This is a genomic window from Bradyrhizobium sp. 139, assembly GCF_023074175.1.
Taxonomy (GTDB): Bacteria; Pseudomonadota; Alphaproteobacteria; order Rhizobiales; family Xanthobacteraceae; genus Bradyrhizobium.
Genome location: NZ_JADPKS010000077.1, coordinates 1 through 17,617, shown reverse-complemented (window position 1 = coordinate 17,617; position 17,617 = coordinate 1). Strand labels below are relative to the sequence as shown.

At 65.3% G+C, this 17,617-nt stretch carries 16 protein-coding genes; 6 read left to right on the top strand and 10 right to left on the bottom strand.

All coding sequences use genetic code 11. The features are described 5' to 3' along the window. The first annotated feature begins 8 nt into the window (after positions 1–8). Positions 9–329 (top strand): YMGG-like glycine zipper-containing protein, encoded by a 321-nt coding sequence (locus IVA80_RS18580; RefSeq protein WP_247433246.1) that lies wholly within the window; start codon positions 9–11, stop codon positions 327–329. A gap of 19 nt (positions 330–348) precedes the next feature. On the opposite strand, the gene IVA80_RS18575 is transcribed toward IVA80_RS18580, so the two are convergent. The 3 genes from IVA80_RS18575 to IVA80_RS18565 all read right to left on the bottom strand — a co-directional run bounded on the left by IVA80_RS18575 (position 349) and on the right by IVA80_RS18565 (position 2,908). Further along, positions 349–1,140, bottom strand: coding sequence for a DUF4239 domain-containing protein (locus tag IVA80_RS18575; RefSeq protein ID WP_247433242.1), 792 nt, complete (start codon positions 1,138–1,140; stop codon positions 349–351). A gap of 24 nt (positions 1,141–1,164) precedes the next feature. Then, positions 1,165–1,878, bottom strand: coding sequence for a DNA repair protein RadC (gene radC / locus IVA80_RS18570; RefSeq protein ID WP_247433239.1), 714 nt, complete (start codon positions 1,876–1,878; stop codon positions 1,165–1,167). Between the two features lie 88 nt (positions 1,879–1,966). After that, positions 1,967–2,908, bottom strand: a complete 942-nt coding sequence (locus IVA80_RS18565; RefSeq protein ID WP_247433236.1) for an EamA family transporter — start codon at positions 2,906–2,908, stop codon at positions 1,967–1,969. Positions 2,909–3,039: 131 nt separating this feature from the next. On the opposite strand from IVA80_RS18565, the gene IVA80_RS18560 reads away from it, so the two are divergent. Then, entirely contained in the window at positions 3,040–3,636 is a 597-nt protein-coding gene (locus tag IVA80_RS18560; protein ID WP_247433234.1) for an Ada metal-binding domain-containing protein, read from the top strand. Between the two features lie 17 nt (positions 3,637–3,653). Here IVA80_RS18560 and map read toward each other — a convergent pair whose 3' ends face one another. Both map and IVA80_RS18550 read right to left on the bottom strand, forming a co-directional pair. Beyond that, positions 3,654–4,472 carry a type I methionyl aminopeptidase gene (gene map, locus IVA80_RS18555; RefSeq protein ID WP_247433230.1) on the bottom strand — a complete coding sequence of 273 codons (819 nt, stop codon included), beginning with the start codon at positions 4,470–4,472 and terminating at the stop codon, positions 3,654–3,656. Between the two features lie 113 nt (positions 4,473–4,585). Further along, positions 4,586–5,896, bottom strand: coding sequence for a mechanosensitive ion channel domain-containing protein (locus IVA80_RS18550; protein WP_247433227.1), 1,311 nt, complete (start codon positions 5,894–5,896; stop codon positions 4,586–4,588). A gap of 216 nt (positions 5,897–6,112) precedes the next feature. Between IVA80_RS18550 and IVA80_RS18545 the strand changes: the two genes are divergently transcribed. Together IVA80_RS18545 and IVA80_RS18540 are read left to right on the top strand one after the other, a co-directional pair. After that, positions 6,113–7,906 carry a potassium/proton antiporter gene (locus tag IVA80_RS18545; RefSeq protein ID WP_247433224.1) on the top strand — a complete coding sequence of 598 codons (1,794 nt, stop codon included), beginning with the start codon at positions 6,113–6,115 and terminating at the stop codon, positions 7,904–7,906. Between the two features lie 189 nt (positions 7,907–8,095). Beyond that, complete coding sequence (locus IVA80_RS18540; protein ID WP_247433221.1) at positions 8,096–8,356, top strand: PepSY domain-containing protein; 261 nt, start codon at positions 8,096–8,098, stop codon at positions 8,354–8,356. 81 nt (positions 8,357–8,437) lie between these two features. Here IVA80_RS18540 and modC read toward each other — a convergent pair whose 3' ends face one another. The 4 genes from modC to mepA all read right to left on the bottom strand — a co-directional run bounded on the left by modC (position 8,438) and on the right by mepA (position 11,929). After that, the gene (gene modC, locus IVA80_RS18535) at positions 8,438–9,100 is read right to left on the bottom strand and encodes a molybdenum ABC transporter ATP-binding protein (RefSeq protein WP_247433218.1); all 663 of its coding nucleotides are present in this window, start codon (positions 9,098–9,100) and stop codon (positions 8,438–8,440) included. Positions 9,101–9,102: 2 nt separating this feature from the next. Further along, complete coding sequence (gene modB, locus IVA80_RS18530) at positions 9,103–9,798, bottom strand: molybdate ABC transporter permease subunit (RefSeq protein ID WP_247433214.1); 696 nt, start codon at positions 9,796–9,798, stop codon at positions 9,103–9,105. Positions 9,799–9,811: 13 nt separating this feature from the next. Beyond that, on the bottom strand, positions 9,812–10,591 hold the full coding sequence (gene modA, locus IVA80_RS18525) for a molybdate ABC transporter substrate-binding protein (RefSeq protein WP_247433209.1): 780 nt from the start codon (positions 10,589–10,591) through the stop codon (positions 9,812–9,814). A 393-nt stretch (positions 10,592–10,984) separates the two neighbouring features. Further along, a complete protein-coding gene (gene mepA / locus IVA80_RS18520) occupies positions 10,985–11,929 on the bottom strand; it encodes a penicillin-insensitive murein endopeptidase (protein ID WP_247433205.1) in 945 nt (314 codons plus the stop codon). A 469-nt stretch (positions 11,930–12,398) separates the two neighbouring features. Between mepA and IVA80_RS18515 the strand changes: the two genes are divergently transcribed. Continuing rightward, positions 12,399–14,567, top strand: coding sequence for an EAL domain-containing protein (locus IVA80_RS18515; RefSeq protein WP_247433202.1), 2,169 nt, complete (start codon positions 12,399–12,401; stop codon positions 14,565–14,567). 153 nt (positions 14,568–14,720) lie between these two features. Here IVA80_RS18515 and IVA80_RS18510 read toward each other — a convergent pair whose 3' ends face one another. Next, positions 14,721–15,881 carry an acyl-CoA dehydrogenase family protein gene (locus tag IVA80_RS18510; protein WP_247433199.1) on the bottom strand — a complete coding sequence of 387 codons (1,161 nt, stop codon included), beginning with the start codon at positions 15,879–15,881 and terminating at the stop codon, positions 14,721–14,723. Between the two features lie 150 nt (positions 15,882–16,031). Here IVA80_RS18510 and IVA80_RS18505 point away from each other — a divergent pair, with 150 nt between their 5' ends. Continuing rightward, on the top strand, positions 16,032–17,441 hold the full coding sequence (locus IVA80_RS18505) for a TAXI family TRAP transporter solute-binding subunit (RefSeq protein WP_247433334.1): 1,410 nt from the start codon (positions 16,032–16,034) through the stop codon (positions 17,439–17,441). Positions 17,442–17,617 lie beyond the last annotated feature (176 nt).

Here is a 17,617-nt window from a genome sequence, read left to right as displayed (position 1 = left end):
GGGCGAGCATGCTTCGAGGTCTTCGCATTGGAAGTCTTGCTATCGCGGCATGTCTGACGGTTGTGATGGCGATGCCGGTCCGTGAGGCGGTCGCCCAGGATGCCGTCGGCGGCGCGATCATCGGCGGTGTCGGCGGGGCGATCCTGGGCGGCGCGCTCGGCGGAGGCCGTGGAGCCGCAATCGGCGCCGTCGTCGGTGCCGGCACAGGTGCCGCAATCGCGTCCGAGGGCGAGCGCCGCCGCTCCGGCTATTATGCCTATCAGCGCGGCTGCTACATGCAGCGCCGGGACGGCTCCTACGTCCCGGTCGATCCGCGGTATTGCTACTGACCGGACGAGCCATCGCGCCTTAGCTCTTCGCCGCTGCCTCCGGCATGATCTGGAGCAGCGGCTCAGGCTTGATCGAGACCTGGCCGGTGAATGGCCGGTCATGCGCGGCGATCAGCAGGACCGAGGTGGCGACGCCGGTCGCGAACAGGCCCATCGCGATCGCCGATCCCAGCCGGTTGTCGCAATGAACGAGGCCGATCACCAGCAGCGCGCAGGCGGCCTGGAGGTAAAGGCACCACCATTTGACAGCGTTCACCGCGGCGAGGCTGACGATGATCCGCTGCCGCCGCGCATCCAGCGCCTGCTCCAGCGCGGCGATGAGCTCGCGCTGCACGTTCGCCTGACCCGTGCCTTGCGGCATCATCACGACGACGAGCTGCAAGGCCTCGGCGAGCGCGGGCGGCGTGGCCTTCAGCGACAATTCCTGATGCGCCATCATCGGCCATTCCACCGCCACGGCCTGCCCGACATAGTCGCGCACCAGGCCGCGCAGCTTTACCTCCTGCTCCGCGGGCAGGCCGGCGGCCAGCAGCACGGCGCTTCGAAGCGCGCTGGCCTCACGGCTCACCGCAGCGCCGGCGCGGTCGCTGTCGCCCCAGACCTGCGCCGCGGTGAAGGCGACGAACAGGCCGAAGATGATGCCGAGCACCGGCAGCATGCCCGGCGAGATCGCCTTCAGCGATTTCGCGCGCTCTCCCGTCGCGACAAGCGCGACGCCTGCGAATATGGCCGCGGTCAGAAGATAGGTGAATGCGAAGATCACCAGCGCCATCCACGGCACCGGCAGATTGTGTAGCCAGTCGCTCATCATGTCCTTGTCATCTGGTTTGAAGCCCTAGATCAACCGCATCCCGCGCAGGCTTGCATGCCCGCTCTTGCCGACGATGATGTGGTCGTGCACGGAGATCCCGAGCGGTTTTGCGATGTCGATGATCGCCTTGGTCATATGGATGTCGGCCTGCGAGGGCGAGGGATCGCCGGAGGGGTGGTTGTGCACCAGGATCAGCGCGGTTGCCGACAATTCCAGCGCGCGCTTGATCACCTCGCGCGGATAGACCGGGGTGTGATCGACGGTGCCGGTCTGCTGCACCTCGTCGGCGATGAGCTGGTTGCGTTTGTCGAGGAACAGCAGGCGGAATTGCTCCTTGTCGGCAAACGCCATGCTGGTGCGACAATAGTCGATCACCTCGTTCCAGGACGACAGCGCGTTGCGGCTGTTGACCCCGCCCTTGGCGACGCGGTGCGCCGCCGCCGCGATCAGCTTGAGCTGGTTGATTGCGGGCTCGCCGACGCCCTCGATCTCCCGCAGCCGCGCCACCGGGGCATGGACGACTTCGGCGAACGAACCAAACGTCTTGATCAGAATCTTCGCCAGCGGCTTGGTGTCGCGCCGGGGCAGCGCTGGAAACAGTGCCATCTCCAACAGTTCGTAGTCGCTGAGCGCATCCGCGCCGGCGCTGTAGAAGCGCTCGCGCAGCCGCTCGCGATGGCCGTGATAGTGCGGCGCTTCGTCCGGCTTGCTCTTGTCGTGGTCGGTCTTGGCGGGCATCGGCCGCCAGCATTGCCGCAGACCAGCGTTTTTGCAACCGTCAATTGCGGAACGGCGCGCTGGTCTCGGCATCAGACTTTGGTGACAATCAGGCCGCCGGCTTCCTGGCGCTTTGCGCCCGCAGGGGCATCGTAACGGCAACGACGCCGGCGAGAATGAGCGCCATTCCAGCGGCAATCGACCAGGTAAAGCGCTCACCCAGCAGTACGGTGCCGAGCACCACCGCAAAGCCCGCGCGCAGGTAACTTCCGCTTGTGGTCCCAAGCGGGCCGAGCGTGCGGATCAGGCGGAAATAGATCACCATGGCAAGCGCGGTGCAGACGACCGCGAGGCCGAGGACCGCCGCGACCGCCTGCGCTGTTGGCGCCAGCGTCGAGGGCCGTTCGACGATGGCGGCCACTGGGGGCATGAGGAACGCAGCGCAACTCATGGCCCCGGCTGCCGTGACGATCGCGGGAAGTTTCGAGAACCGCTGCCCCCATATCGGAGCGAGCGCGTAGCAGAGGCTGGCGCCGAGCACTGCCGCTTGTGCTGCCGGCTCCGCCGTACCGATTCCGGAGAGAGCATCGATGCCCATCGTCACGGCCACGCCGGCAAGCCCAAGACCGATGCCGGCGATCTTCCGGCCGCTGATCGTTTGACGCCCGCGCCCGGTCATCAGTGCGATCGCAAGAACGAACATCGGCGGGGTCGCATTGAGCACACCGGCGAGCCCGCTCGGGATATGCATCTCGCCCCAACTGATCAGAGTGAAGGGCAGCGCGCTTTGCAGCAGCCCTTGCACGAAGAAAGCTGCCCAGGCCGATCCTTGGCGGGGAAGGGCGTGCCCCTGCGCGAGAGCGATCAGGATCAGGAGAATGCCCGCGATCGTCACCCGCGCGGCGACCATCGTGAACGGCGGTATCGTCGGGATCGCGATCTTGATGAGCGTGAACGAACCGCCCCAGATCAGGGAGAGAAGCAACAGGAGCCCGATCTCGAATGCGAGAGTGGTGTGCCCTGACGTTGTTTGTTGCGCTTGCGTGATCATGCAATTTGCTCCGGGATCTGCCGGCACCATGATCCGGAGCGGCGACGCACGCTGGCTGAATTCGGACCTCATCGCCCGGTCGAGTCCGATTTCAGCTACTCGGCCGGCCGCGTTGAAACTATGATTTCGCCATGACGACAGGCTCGGCGCATCGGCAGACGCTGCCACCGCATCTCGACTGGGAAACCTGCGATCGGGCGCGGCTGGCGCGTGCGCGGGCTTTCGATGGCCTGTTCTTCTCCGGTGTTCGCTCGACGCGCATCTATTGCCGGCCGGTCTGTCCCGTTCGCCCGGCCCGCTCCGAAAACGTCACCTTTTACGCGACCGCGGCCGCCGCCGAGCGGGCCGGCTTTCGGCCATGCCTGCGTTGCCGGCCGGAAACGGCGCCGGGATCTCCGGCCTGGATGGGAACGGCCACCACCGTGGCGCGCGGGATGCGCCTGATCAACGACGGCTTTCTGGACCGCGCGTCCATGGCGGAGCTCGCGGAAGCTCTTGGAGTCGGACCGCGCCATCTGCTCCGTCTGTTCATGCGCCATGCCGGCGCGAGCCCGAGCGAGATCGCCGCGACGCGGCGTGTGCAGGAAGCCAAACGCTTGATTGACCAGACCGGCATGAGCCTCGCTGAGATCGCCTTCGCCGCCGGTTTCGGCAGCGTTCGCAGATTCAACGATGCATTTGTCGCGACCTACAAGCGGCCGCCGTCGTCATTCCGGCGCCGCCACTAGGGCGCAGTGCCAAACGATCACCCGATCTGCTTCTCGCCGTGCCGCTCCGACAGCGTAAAAATCTCGACGCCCGTCGCGGTGACGCCGACGGAGTGCTCGAACTGCGCCGACAGCGAGCGGTCGCGGGTCACCGCGGTCCAGCCGTCGGAGAGGATTTTTACATGCGGCTTGCCGAGATTGATCATCGGCTCGATGGTGAAGAACATGCCGGGCTTGAGCTGAACGCCTTCGCCGGGCCGGCCGATATGGATGATGTTCGGCTCGTCGTGGAACATGCGGCCGAGGCCATGGCCGCAGAAATCGCGCACCACGCTCATGCCTTGCGGCTCGACAAAACTCTGGATGGCGTGGCCGATGTCGCCGGTGGTGGCGCCGGGCTTCACCGCGGCGATGCCGCGCATCATGGCCTCATACGTCACCTCGATCAGCCGCTCGGCCTTGCGCGCGATCGGGCCGACCGCATACATGCGGCTGGAATCGCCGTACCAGCCGTCGAGGATGAAGGTGACATCGATATTGACGATGTCGCCCTCTTTCAGCGGACGGTCGCCGGGCATGCCGTGGCAGACCACGTGATTGAGCGAGGTGCAGGTCGAGTAGCGGTAGCCGCGATACATCAGCGTGGCCGGATAGGCATTGTGGCTAAAGGCGAAGTCGCGGACGAATTGGTCGATGCGCTCGGTCGGCACGCCGGGCCCGACGATGTCGGTGAGTTCGTCGAGGCACTTGGCCACCAGCGCGCCCGCCTTGCGCATGCCGGCAAAGGCGCTCGGCCCGTGCAGCTTGATCTGTCCGGTCTTGCGCAGGGAGGTATCTGAGGCTTCAACGTAGCTCATGCGTGTCAGGTCTTTGCGGGCTCGATATCGGGAAAGGCTTGATTTCAGGCCCTAATCTAATGATCGCGGGCCCTCATGCAAGCAAGGCGTGCCTCTTGCGCCCGAAAGGCGGCCTAATTCGGGACTTCTACGGTGGTTTCCACCGGCAGGGCGCCGCCGCGGATGCGGATTTCGCGGACAGGATAGGGAACCCGGATGCCCTCGCGCTTGAAGGCCTCCCACAGCGCCAGCATCACGTCGCTCTTGACGCCATCCATGCCGTCGGGGTCCGCGATCCAGAAGGTCAGCGAGAACTTCATCCCGGCTTCCGCGAACTCCGTCAAAATGCTGTTCGGCGGCTTGCCCTTCTGCGCGCGAGGATGGGCGGCCGCGGTCTCGGCGGCTAGCTTGCAGACCAGCCTGGGGTCGGCGTCGTAATTGGTGCCGAAGGCGATCTTCACCAGCGTGTTCTTGTCGGTATAGGTCCAGTTGACGACCTTCTGCGTCACCAGATCCTCGTTCGGCACCAGGAATTCGCGGCCGTCGCCGGCGGCGACGGAAATATAGCGCGTCTTCATCGCGCTGATCCGGCCGGTATTGTCGCCGATGGTGACGAGATCGCCGGGCTTCACCGACTTGTCGGCAAGCAGGATGATCCCCGAGATGAAGTTGGCAACGATCTTCTGCAGACCGATACCGATGCCGACGCCGACCGCGCCGGAGAACACCGCGAGTGCCGAGAGGTCGATGCCGACCGCGCCGAGCGCAATGACAATTGCGATGGCCAGAAGTCCGATGCGGATGATCTTGACCAGCAGCACCTGCACCGACGGCGTCAAATCGGCGGTCGAGTTGATCCGGCTCTCGGCGAAATTGCTCGCGATGTTGGTGAGCCACAGCGCGATGATCAGCAGCGCGCCGGCCTTGATCGCCAAGAGCGGCGTCAGCCGCAAGCCGCCGAGCACGATCGCAAAGGAATCGAGCAGGTCCACCGTGGTATCGAGCTGTCCGATGATGGACAGCGCGGCGACGAACCAGGCCGTGATCGACACCAGCTTGACGATGAAGGCGTTGCGCAGCATCGAGGTCAGGAGCCGGATCGCGAGCCAGGCCAGGCCCAGCTTGGCGGCGACCATCAAGAGATAGCTGCGGCTCGGCCAGGTCGCGTGATACATCACCACGCGGGAGATGATGACCAGCAGGGTGAACGCCGCCGTCGAGGCGCTGCTCACCATGACGCGGGCGAAGTGCCGGAGCGGCAGCGGCCAGTGCAGCGCCAGCGATGTCATGTCGACGCGGTGGCGAACCCCGGCTTCCGCGGCATAGGCGATGCCGGCCGCGGCCAGGATGAGGCCGAATTGCAGGTAGAACCAGGGTGAGGAGATTTCCGCCCCGACGCTGCGTGCGGTGGTCTGCACGAACTCCATGAAGTCTTTGAGGTCCATCGGGGAAGTCTCGTCAGGAAGCGGTGGGGAGGATTTGATTCGAGGGAGCCGCAGAATCCCACAAAGGGAGCAGCCCGGCCATCGATACACCGGCATGTGATGCGAGTTAAAGTCGCAAAATACGGGTAGATTGCCGCGAGCGGGAGAAAATGGGTTGGCGCGGGAGTGTGCCGACGATAAGGATGCCATTCCAGCGAATTCGTACCCGGAAGGTGGATGGCTTCCCTCGACTCTGTCAGCCTCGCCATATTGCTCGGCGCCGTCCTGGTGTTGGCCGGCATCCTGTCGAGCCTGCTTGCACTGCGCTTCGGCGCGCCCTTGCTGCTCGTCTTCCTTGCCATCGGCATGCTCGCGGGCGATTCCGGCCCCGGGCAGCTTCAGTTCGACGACGTCCGCACCACCTATCTGGTCGGCTCGGTGGCGCTTGCCCTGATCCTGTTCGACGGCGGCTTGAAGACGCGCTTTGCCAGCATCCGCACCGTGCTCGCGCCCTCCGTCGTGCTCGCGACCGTCGGCGTGCTTCTGACCGCATTGATCACGGCGCCGTTCGCCAAATACGCGCTCGATCTCAACTGGACGGAGTCGCTGCTGGTCGGTGCCGTGGTGGCCTCGACTGATGCCGCTGCCGTGTTCCTGCTGGTGCATACCCAGGGCCTGCGCCTGCGCCCGCGCGTCGGCGCGACGCTGGAAGTGGAATCCGGCACCAATGATCCCTTCGCGATCTTCCTCACCTTGATGCTGGTCGAATACATCTCGCTCGGAACGGGCACGGCCGCGCATGTGGTGATGGAGTTCTTGCTGGAGGCGGTGCTGGGCGCCGTCGTCGGCTTCTTCGGCGGACGTCTCGTCGTCGTCGCGCTCAATCAGGTTGCGCTGCCGCAGGGCCTGCATGCGCCGTTCGTGACCACGGGCGCGCTCGTGATCTTCGGCGGCTCGCAGATCATGCACGCTTCAGGATTCCTCGCGGTCTATCTCGCCGGCATCATCATCGGTAACCGCCCGACGCGCGCGCATAATTCGGTGGTGGCGTTCCTGGACGCCGCGACCTGGCTGGCGCAGATCGTGATGTTCGTGCTGCTGGGCCTGCTGGTCTCGCCGAGCCGGCTTGGCGCCAGCGTGCTGCCTGCGGTCGGTATCGCCTTCGTGCTGATGCTGGTGGCGCGACCGATTGCGGTGTTCGTGTGCCTGGCGCCGTTTCGCTTCAACTGGCGCGAGAAGATCTTCATCGCCTGGACCGGCCTGCGCGGCGCGGTCGCGATCTTCCTGGCGTCGATCCCGATGCTGGTGGGCCTGTCCAAGGCCTATCTCTATTTCGACGTCGCCTTCGTCGTCGTCATCATCTCGCTGCTGCTGCAAGGCTGGACGCTGGCGCCGGCCGCGCGCAAGCTGCATGTCGCGCTGCCGCGGGCCGAGCGTGGTCCGCGCCGGGTCGAGCTGGATCTGCCCGGCCAGCTCGAGCAGCAACTCGTCGGCTATCCGGTGCGGCCCAAGAGCCTGTATTTCCGCCGCGGTCTGATTCCGTCATGGTCCAAGCCGACGCTGGTGATCCGCAACGAGAACATCCTGACCCCGACGGAAGCCGACCCGGTCGCGCCAGGCGACTACATCTATCTGCTGGCCCCGCCGGAGAAGGCCGAATCGCTCGACCGCTTCTTCGTGGACATGCAGCCGAGCTCGACGCCCGATCCGCATCTGCTCGGCGACTTCATGGTCTCGGCCGAGCACACGCTCGCCGAACTTGCCGAGATCTACGGCGTGAAGGTCAGTGAGGACGAGGGCAAGCTGACCCTGGCCGACTATTTCGACGTCCATCTCGACCGCGCGCCAAAAGAGGGTGCCGAGCTCGCGCTCGACACGATCGTGCTCGTCGCCCGCAGCATCTCCGGCGGCCGCGTCAACGTCGTCGGCCTGCGCCTGCCGGAAGACGACGAAACGCCCGAACCGTTGACACGCGCACAGGCGCTGCGGCGCAAGCTTGCGGATGTGTGGACCTCGGTGGCGGGGGTTTAGTCTCTCTATCCTCCCGGTATAGAGGTTGTTGAAGCGGAATATCGCCCCAACCGGGCGCCGGGGAACCGCCACCAAATCGCCGCAACCGCCGAAGATTTGCGCGGCTTCGTGACCTCCGCACCCGGAACGCTCCGCGACGTCGCTCGTTCTTAGCCGCGTAACGGTCAACGCAATTGACAGGAGCAGTCCATGCGAAAGCTCATCTTGGCGGCCATCGTCGCAATCGGTCTCGGCTCGGCGGCGCCGGCGATGGCCTATGACACGGGCGATCAGATCTCGATGCAGGCCGCGCTTGACGTCGCGACCGGCATCGGCGTCATGACCATTTCGCATACCGAGTTCCTAGGCGACGAATGGCAGATCGAAGGCCGCGACCGCGCCGGCCGCTGGATGGAGGTCGACGTGGATGCCCGAACCGGCGAGGTGCGCAACGTCGATCGCGGCTGGTAGCGGCGGTTCGCCAACAGCAATATCCGGCGAGGATCACGTCTTCGCCGGCATCACTCCATCCAGTGTCGCGCGATCGCCGCGCTACGCCAATACCTTCACCCCGCCGAACGACGTCACGCGGCCCTGCTTCAGCATCACGATTTGCGTCGCGAGCTGGCGCAGCTCGGCGACGTCGTGGCTGACATAGACCATGGGGACATTGGCTTCGTCGCGCAGCCGCACCAGATAGGGCAGGATCTCGAGCTTGCGGCCCTCGTCGAGCGCGCCGAGCGGCTCGTCAAGCAGCAGCAGGCGCGGCCTCGACAACAGCGCGCGGCCGAGCGCGACGCGCTGGCGTTCGCCGCCGGAGAGCTTTCCGGGGCGGCGGCCCTGCAGGGCGCCGATGTCGAGCAGGTCGATGATGCGCTTGTGCTGGGCAGGATCGGCAGCGAGGCGGTTCATCCGCCGGCCGTAGTCGAGATTCTGCGCGACACTGAGATGCGGAAACAGCCGCGCGTCCTGGAACACATAGCCGATGCGGCGGCGCCAGGTCGGGACATGAATGCCGGCCGTCGTGTCGTCGACGGTCTCGCCGTCGATCACGATGGTGCCGCGGTCGGGCCGCAGCAGGCCTGCGATCATGTTGACCAGCGAGCTCTTGCCGGCGCCCGACGCGCCGAACAGGCCGATGACGCGGCCTTCGCTGGTGAAGGATGCGGAAAGCGAGAATTCGCCGAGCTGCTTTTCGACATCGACCTGCAGCATGATCAGTTCCCGTGCAATCGCGCGATGGCGCGGCGGGCGAACCATTCTGCAGCAATCAACGCGCCGAGCGCGAGCACGATCGAGACGATCACGAGTCGTCCCGCAGCCGCATCACCGTCGGGCGTCTGGATCAGCGAATAGATCGCGGAGGAAATCGTCTGCGTCTCGCCGGGAATATTGGAGACGAAGGTGATGGTTGCGCCGAACTCGCCGATCGCCTTGGCAAAGCCGAGCACCATGCCGGCGAGCACGCCCGGTAGCGCCAGCGGCAGCGTCACCGTGAAGAACACCTTCCAGGGGGCGGCGCCGAGCGTTTCGGCGGCCTGCTCGAGCCGGCGGTCGATCGCCTCGATCGACAGCCGGATCGGGCGCACCAGGAGTGGGAACGACATCAGGCCACAGGCGAGCGCAGCGCCGGTCCAGCGAAAAGCAAAGACGATGCCGAGATGATCGGCAAGGAAGCTGCCGACGAGGCCGCGTCGGCCGAAGGTGAGGAGCAGGAGATAGCCGGTGACGACCGGCGGCAGCACCAGCGGCAGATGCACCAGCGCGTCGAGCACCGGCTTGCCCCAAAAATCCTTGCGGGCGAGCAGCCATGCCAGCGCAATGCCGAACGGCGTTGCGACCAGCGTGGCCATGACGGCGACCCTGAGCGAGAGCAGGATCGCCGTCCACTCGGCGGGAGAAATGTCGAGCATCAAGGGGCAAGCATCAAGTGGTTGGGCTGATCAGGAATCTGAAGCCGTATTTTTCCAAAATGGTCTTGGCGGCGGTCGTGCGCAGGAAAGCGAGATAGCCATTGGTCTCCGGCTTCGCCGCGGTGGTCGCCGCGACCGGATAGATGATCGCAGGATGCGAATCCGCTGGGAAGGTGCCGACGATCTTCACGCCGGGCTCGACCTTGGCGTCGGTGGAATAGACGATGCCGAAATTGGCCTCGCCGCGGGCGACCAGCGTCAGCGCGGCGCGCACGCTCTCGGCCATCGCTAATTTCGGCTCGGCCGCCTGCCAGGCCCCCAGCTTCTCCAGCGCCGCCTTGGCATATTTTCCTGCCGGCACCGACCTGACGTCGCCGGTCGCGATCCTGCCGTCGCCGGCGAGCTTTGCGAGATCGAAGCCCTGCGCGATGGTGACGTTGTCAATCTTGGAGTCCTTCGGCGCGATCAGCACGATGCTGTTGCCGAGCAAATTGACGCGGGTCGGCTCGTTGATGGTCTTCTTGGAGATCGCATAGTCCATCCAGTCGGTGTCGGCCGAGACGAACACGTCGGCCGGCGCGCCCTGCTCGATCTGCCTGGCCAGCACCGAACTCGCGGCATAGCTGACGCTGAACTTGATGCCGGTCTTGGCGGTGTAGGCGGCATCGACCTCGTCGAGCGCGTTCTTCATCGAGGCGGCGGCGAACACGGTGATGGTCTTGTCCTCGGCGGCCGCAGGCGAGAGCGCCGCGAGGATCACGAAGGCGGTGAAAAGCCCGGCAATACGAAACATGGGGTGCGCTCCGTGCGAGCCCAGCGCGCGCTGGTGCACGCGCAAATCTGGCGTTGGGTGGGTCAGGTGCGACGGGCGGAAGCGCTGTTCCACGGGGCCCGGCAGCGGCTTACGGCCGGCAGGGATATCGCGACGCGCGAAGATAGCAGGCCGGGGCCTCAGGTCAAAGGGCGGCGCATGAGCCTGGTGCCGGCCAATCACCTGGTTCGTCATCCCGGATAAGCCAACAGCACGATCTCTCTCCGCTCGTCATCCCGGACAAGCGTGTGTTTGGCGAAGACTCGGAGTTACTAGCTCGTGCCGCGACGTCTCCCTGGGGGTATGGTCCCGGATCTGCGCTGACGCTTGTCCGGGACTTCAGTGGTGGGGGCACGCAATGTGCACACACGTGCGTTACGGCTTCGCATCCTTCGCGTTCAGCACCGCCTTGCAGGCCGCCGGCATCTGCGCCAGCGTCATTGGCGGTTTCGGCTTTGGCGGCTCCGGCGGCGGCTTCGGGTGCAGCACTGCGTCCGAAAACCAATAAGCGAGATCGGAGTCCTTGCAGCCTTCGTCCTCGGATTGCGACGGCTGGCTCTCGCATTCGCCGGCGCCCGGCGGGCAGCGCATGCGGATGTGGAAATGATAGTCGTGGCCCCACCACGGCCGGATCTTCGACAGCCAGGAGCGGTCGTCCCTGGCTTCGCGGCACAGCGCCTTCTTGATCGCGGCATTGACGAAGATGCGCTGCACCGCCGGCTCCTGCGCGGCATCGCGCAGCACCAGCACATGGCCTGATGTGAACACCTTCGGATCGATGTCGAGCCGGTCCTGGCGCACCATCATCACCGCCGACATGTCCTCGCGCTCTTCGCGGGAGAGGCGATGGTCCGGCATCGGCGTCAGCCAGATGTCGGCATCGAGACCGATCTGATGGCTGGCGTGGCCGGACAGCGCAGGGCCCCCGCGCGGCTGAGCGATGTCGCCGACCAGGATGCCGGGCCAGCCGGCGTCCTTGCGCGCCCTGGCCGCGAGTCGCTTGATCAGCGCGATCATCTCGGGATGACCATAGCTGCGGTTGCGCGACAGCCGCATCACCTGCCAATTGTCGCCGTTGAGCGGCATCGGCATGGCGCCGCCGATACAGCCCTTGACGTAGGAGCCGATGACATGTGCCGGCCCCCTCGACGGCAACAGTTTTCGCGCGAACAGCTCCTTGGCGCCGATCTTGGGATCGTTCGGGTTGGCGAGCGGCGGCAGCGCTTTCGGATTGACGCTACCCTTGTCCTGGCCCAGCGCGGCGCCGGCGGTCAGGACTGTCATGAAAAGCAGGAGAGGAATGATGCGGCGGGAACTCATGCTGCGTCTTTATAGCCCAAACGCCGCCTCAGGGATAAGAAACAGCCCTTCGGCTGAAAGATCGTCCAAAACTCGCAGTTCCTTGCGCGGGGCCGGTCGATTTTTAACGGCGCGATAACCCTCTCATGCATTGACCAAAATTCGTGCGTGGGGACGCGGACTCACTCCCCCCGGCATGCAATCGCGCGCGATCCCGGAAATTGTTCAAGGCAGCGCGCAATTTTGCGCCATCACGCTCTCCGATAACGACGATGCGATGGGCTTGGCGCGCCTGCCGGCGCTGCCGCGCCTCGCAAACGGGCAAGAGGGGCTGCTTTCTCGCTGCCGCCAGGCCGTGCATCCAACCGTCAAGCCACCGAAGATTACTTTTCCTTCAGACACTTGCTCCAAGACTTGCAGCCGCTGGGCGCGACTGGGACGTAGTGAGTTGAGTTTGGGGTCTCGAAGAACAAAGAAACGAAAGCAAAGCGTGCTTGCCAGGACCGGCCGACAGCCGCGCAAGCCGCGCTTTGCGCGCGCGCCGCATCCGCCTGCCGAACGCGACGCGCTGCTGCGCAGCCGCGCCGAGGCGGAAGCTGCAATCGCCGAGGCGCGTAAATCCCATGAGCGTCTGCGCCAGGCCATCGATATGCTGCCGCAGGGCATCGTGTTTCTCGATGCCGAAGGCCGCTATGTGCTCTGGAACAGGAAATACGCCGAGATCTACAGCAAGACGGCGGATCTGTTCGCAGAAGGCGCGCGCCTCGAAGACACGCTGCGCATCGGCGTCGCCCGCGGCGACTATCCCGAGGCGGCCGGCCACGAGGACGAGTGGATCGCCGAGCGGCTGCAAAAGCTCTATCAGCCCGGCGCGCGCCACGAGCAGAAGCTCGCGGACGGCCGCGTCATCCTGATCGACGAGCGGCTGACTGAGGACGGCGGCGTGGTCGGCCTGCGCGTCGACATCACCGAATTGAAGCAGCGCGAGGCCTCGTTCCGCCTGCTGTTCGACGGCAATCCCGTCCCCATGATCGTCTGTGCGCTCGACGACGAGCGCATCCTCGGCGTCAACGATGCCGCGATTGCGCATTACGGCTATAGCCGCCCCGAGTTCGAGAAGCTGACGATCCGCTCCATTCAGGCCTTCGACAGCGAGCCGCCCTGGACTGCCGATCCGACCGGCGAGGAGCAGGCCGGGCGCACCTGGAAGCACGTCAAGGCCGACGGCGCGCTGATCGACCTTGCGATCTATTCGCGCGAACTGACCTATGCCGAGCGGCCCGCGGTGCTGGTCGCGCTGATGGACATCACCGAACGCAAGCGCGCCGAGGCGCGGCTCGCCTTCATGGCCCAGCATGACGGGCTGACCGGGCTGCCCAACCGCAGCCTGCTGCGCCAGCAGGTGGACGAGATGTTGCTGCATACGCGGCGCAGCACCGACAAGGTCGCGCTGCTGATGCTGGGGCTCGACAATTTCAAGGCAGTCAACGACACGTTGGGACACGCGATCGGCGACAAGCTCCTGCGCGGCGTCGCCAAGCGGCTGCGCTCCACCTTGCGCGAGGAAGACGCGCTGGCCCGGCTCAATTCCGACGAGTTCGCGATCGTGCAGAGCGGGCTGGCGCGTCCCGAGGATGCGGTGATGCTGGCCAAGCGTCTCTTGGAAGCCATCGCCGATCCCTATCTGCTCGATGGGCATTCCGTGGTGATCGGCGCCTCCATCGGCATCGCGATGGCGCCCGGCGACGGCGACGATTCCGAAAAGCTGCTCAAGAGCGCCGGCATGGCGCTGTCGCGCGCCAAGCTGGACGCCCGCGGCACGTTTGCGTTCTTCGAGGCCGCGCTCGACGCCAAAGCGCAGAGCCGCCGCAAGATCGAAGTCGAGCTGCGCGACGCGATCCAGAACGACGGGCTGCGCCCGTACTACCAGCCGTTGATCGACCTCCAGAGCGGGCGCATCACCGGCTTCGAGGCACTGGTGCGCTGGCCGCATGCCGAGCGCGGCATGGTCTCGCCGGCCGAGTTCATTCCGGTCGCCGAGGAAACCGGCCTGATCAATCCGCTCGGCGGCTTGATGCTGCGCCGGGCCTGCCTCGATGCCGCGACCTGGCCCGACGACGTTCGCGTCGCCGTGAACCTGTCGCCGCTTCAGTTCCGCAGCGGCAATCTGCTCTCGATCGTCACCGACGCGCTGAAGCATTCCGGCCTGCCGCCGCGGCGGCTCGAGCTCGAGATCACCGAGACGCTGCTCTTGGAGAAGAGCGCCCAGGTGCTGGCGACGTTGCATGCGCTGCGCGCGCTCGGCGTGCGCATCTCCATGGACGATTTCGGCACCGGCTATTCCAGCCTCAGCTATTTGCGCAGCTTCCCGTTCGACAAGATCAAGATCGACCAGTCCTTCGTGCGCGACCTCGGGGCCAACCGCGAGGCCCAGGCGATCATCCGTTCCATCGTCAGCCTCGGCAAGGGCTTAGGGGTCACCATCACCGCCGAGGGCGTCGAGACCGAAGCCGAGCTGAGCTGCCTGCGGGCCGAAGGCTGCGACGAAGGCCAGGGCTTTCTGTTCAGCAAGGCCCGGCCGAATGCGGAGATCATCAGCCTGCTCGCCGCGCAACGCGGAATCGACGCCGACGATGAGGATGCCGCGCTGGTGGCGTGATGCTCGTCGCTCCCGACAGGGCGATCGCATATGCAAACGCAGAGGGCCGTCGATGCTTTGGTTGCACCAAACGTGGTGCGCGGACGCTCGGCGCGGCGCTCCCTTCACCTCTCCCGCTGGGGAGAGGTGAAGGAAATCCGCCCTCGTCGAGCATCACGCGGGCCCCGCGCCCCACAAAATCATCTTGCCCACATCCTCGTAATGCGTGTCGCGCGCCTGGATCTGCTGGGTGATGGCGTGCATATCGCGAAAGCGCCGCTCGAACGGGTTGCTGCGGAACACGGCCGTGGCGCCGGCCATGTGATAGGCAGCGTCGACCACATTGGCCGATTGATGGATGGTCCAGGTCGCGGCGAGGCGAACTGCGCTCCGATGCGCTGGACTGAATTCGCCGGTCGTGCTGAGGTCGCGCCACATCGCGTTTGCGGTTGCATAGAGATAGGCGCGGGCGGCGCGCAGGTCGCCCTCGGTGCGGCCGATCAATCCCTGGACAGCCTGGTTGTCGCGCATCGTGCTGGCCGCGAGCGACTGGTGCTTGCTGCGCGCCAACGCGATCGCGGCGTCCAGCGTGGCGCGCGCGATGCCGAGCGACACCGCGGCAAAGCCGAGGCTGAAGGTCGAGCCGGTGCCGATCCTGTAAAGCGGGCCTTTCTCGTGCAGCGCCGACGGCACGTCGCGGAACGCCGTGAAGCGCTCGGGCACGAAGAGGTCGCTCACCTCATATGAGTCCGTGCCGGTGCCGGCAAGCCCGATCGCCTGCCAGACGTCGTGCAGTACGGCGCTCGCAACAGGAAACAAAATGGTGCGCAGCTCCGGTGAGCCGTCGGCATTTTTTCGCGGCGTGCCGTCGGCGCCGATGATGCGCACATGCGCTCCCAGCCAGCTCGCCTGCCGCGAGCCCGAGGCAAAATCCCAGCGCGCCGTGGCGCGATAGCCGCCCTCGACCGCGCGCGCCTCATGCGCCACCGCGCCCCAGGCAAGGATGCCGGGCGCCGTATTGAAGATCTCCCGCGCGGTGTCGTGATCAAGCGAGGCCGCGATCATCGCGCAGACGCTGCACTGGCCGAGGCACCAGGCTGTGGAGGCGTCCGCCTTCGCGATCTCCTCCAGCATCTGCATGAACGCTTCCGGCGAGGCTTCCGCGCCACCAAGACTCTGCGGCAGCAGCGCGCGATAGAGTCCGTTCTCGATCAGCGCGTTGACGACGTCCGGCGTCAGCCGCCGCATCCGCTCGATCTCGTCAGCCTCGCCCGCAATCAGCGGCGCGAGTGCGCGGGCACGTTCGACCAAGTCGACGCCGGGGGGTGCGTTCATTGGCGTTCCTCGCTCCTCCTGCCGAGAGCGGTTAGAGGCGCGATGGTGATCTATTTGATGGGGTGGATCAAGGTGGTGCACCGTCATCCAGAAGAACATGATATCCTGCCAAAGCAGGCAGCGATTTTGACCTCCGACCGGCAGCGGCAAATGTCCTCGTCTGATGCCCCGATGAAACGTACTGACGCAGCCCGCCGAGGTCGGAGAAGGGGCAAGACCCTGCTGCTGATTTTGGCCATTGGATTTCTTATTTTCGGAGCCGCTGCGGGCACATTGTATTATGCGCTGCGGCCGATCACTCTCCGCATTGCCGTCGGACCGCCGGGAAGCAACGATCACAAAGTGATTGAGGCGATGACCGAGGCCTTTGCCAATGAAAGCAGGACCGTGAAACTGTCTCCGATCGCGACTGCCGGGGCGGCCGAAGCTCTCGCTCTGCTCGGCGCCGGCAAGGCCGACCTTGCCGTCGGTCGTGGCGATCTGGAGATGCCGGCGGACGCGCAAACAGTCGTCATCTTGCGCAAGAATTTCGTCGTGCTGTGGGCTTCTTCGGGACCTGCGGGCAAGGGCTCCAAGGGAGCCAAGCGAAAGCCGGGGCCGAAAATCAAGGAGGTCGCCGATCTCGCAGGGCGCAGGGTGGGAGTGATCGGCGGGACCCCGGCGAACGCCGCGTTGCTGAGGGTCATCCTGAGCGCCGCCGGCGTGGAGGCGGACAAGGTCGCGGTTACGCAGTTCGGCACGGGTCAAATCGAGGAAATGGCGCGTGACCCGAGCCTCGACGCATTCATGGCGGTCGGTCCGCTCGACAGCAAGATAACCGCCGACGCTATCGCCGCGACCGCCCGGGCGCGTGGCGAGCCGAAATTTCTCGCGATCGACGCAGCGGAAGCCATCGCCTTGAAGCATCCGCGTTATGAATCGGAGGAAATTCCACCAAGCATTTTCAATGCGAATCCAGCCTGGCCGGATGACAAGGTGGAGACGGTCAGTGTCAGTCATTTGATCGTCGCACGGAAAGCCTTGTCCGAAACGACAGTTGCGGCGTTTTACCGCCAGCAATTCGCCCTCCGGCAGGCGATTGCCAGGCAAGTGCCTGGCGCTGCGCAAATCACCAAGCCGGACACGGAGAAAGAAGGCGAGCTGCCGGTACATCGGGGAGCGGCGGCCGTCATCGACGGGACTGAACGCACCTTCCTCGACAGATACGGCGACTACTTCTGGTTTGCGCTCCTGCTTCTCTCCGGCATTGGTTCGGCCGGCGCTTGGCTGCGTCAGTATCTAAATCGGGACGAAAGGGACGAGAATACCAGCCATCGCCACAGAATTCTGGCCATGGTTTCCAAGGTGCGCACCGCGGAATTCGACCACGAACTGCTGGCCATGCAGCAGGAGGTCGACGCCCTCATTGAGGAAACGCTCGGCTGCTACGACGACGGTGCCATCGAGGAGGAGGAACTGGCAGCCTTTGGCTTGGTGCTCGAACTGTTCAATCATGCCCTCGTCGAGAGGCGCGCAGCGTTGCAAGCGGCTCCTTCGAACGTGCTCGCCGCGCGGCGGTAGCCGATACTGGCTTTGGTATCTAGCTTCGCGCTGTCCGCAGCTTCGATCGGGCTAGCCCGTAGGCTGGGTAGAGCGAAGAGACTGGGCAAGATTCTTATAGCGAAGGAAGGTACGATTCGGCATGACGAATCGTACCTTCAAGACCGGTGTCAGCCGGGATCAGCCGAGCTTTCTGC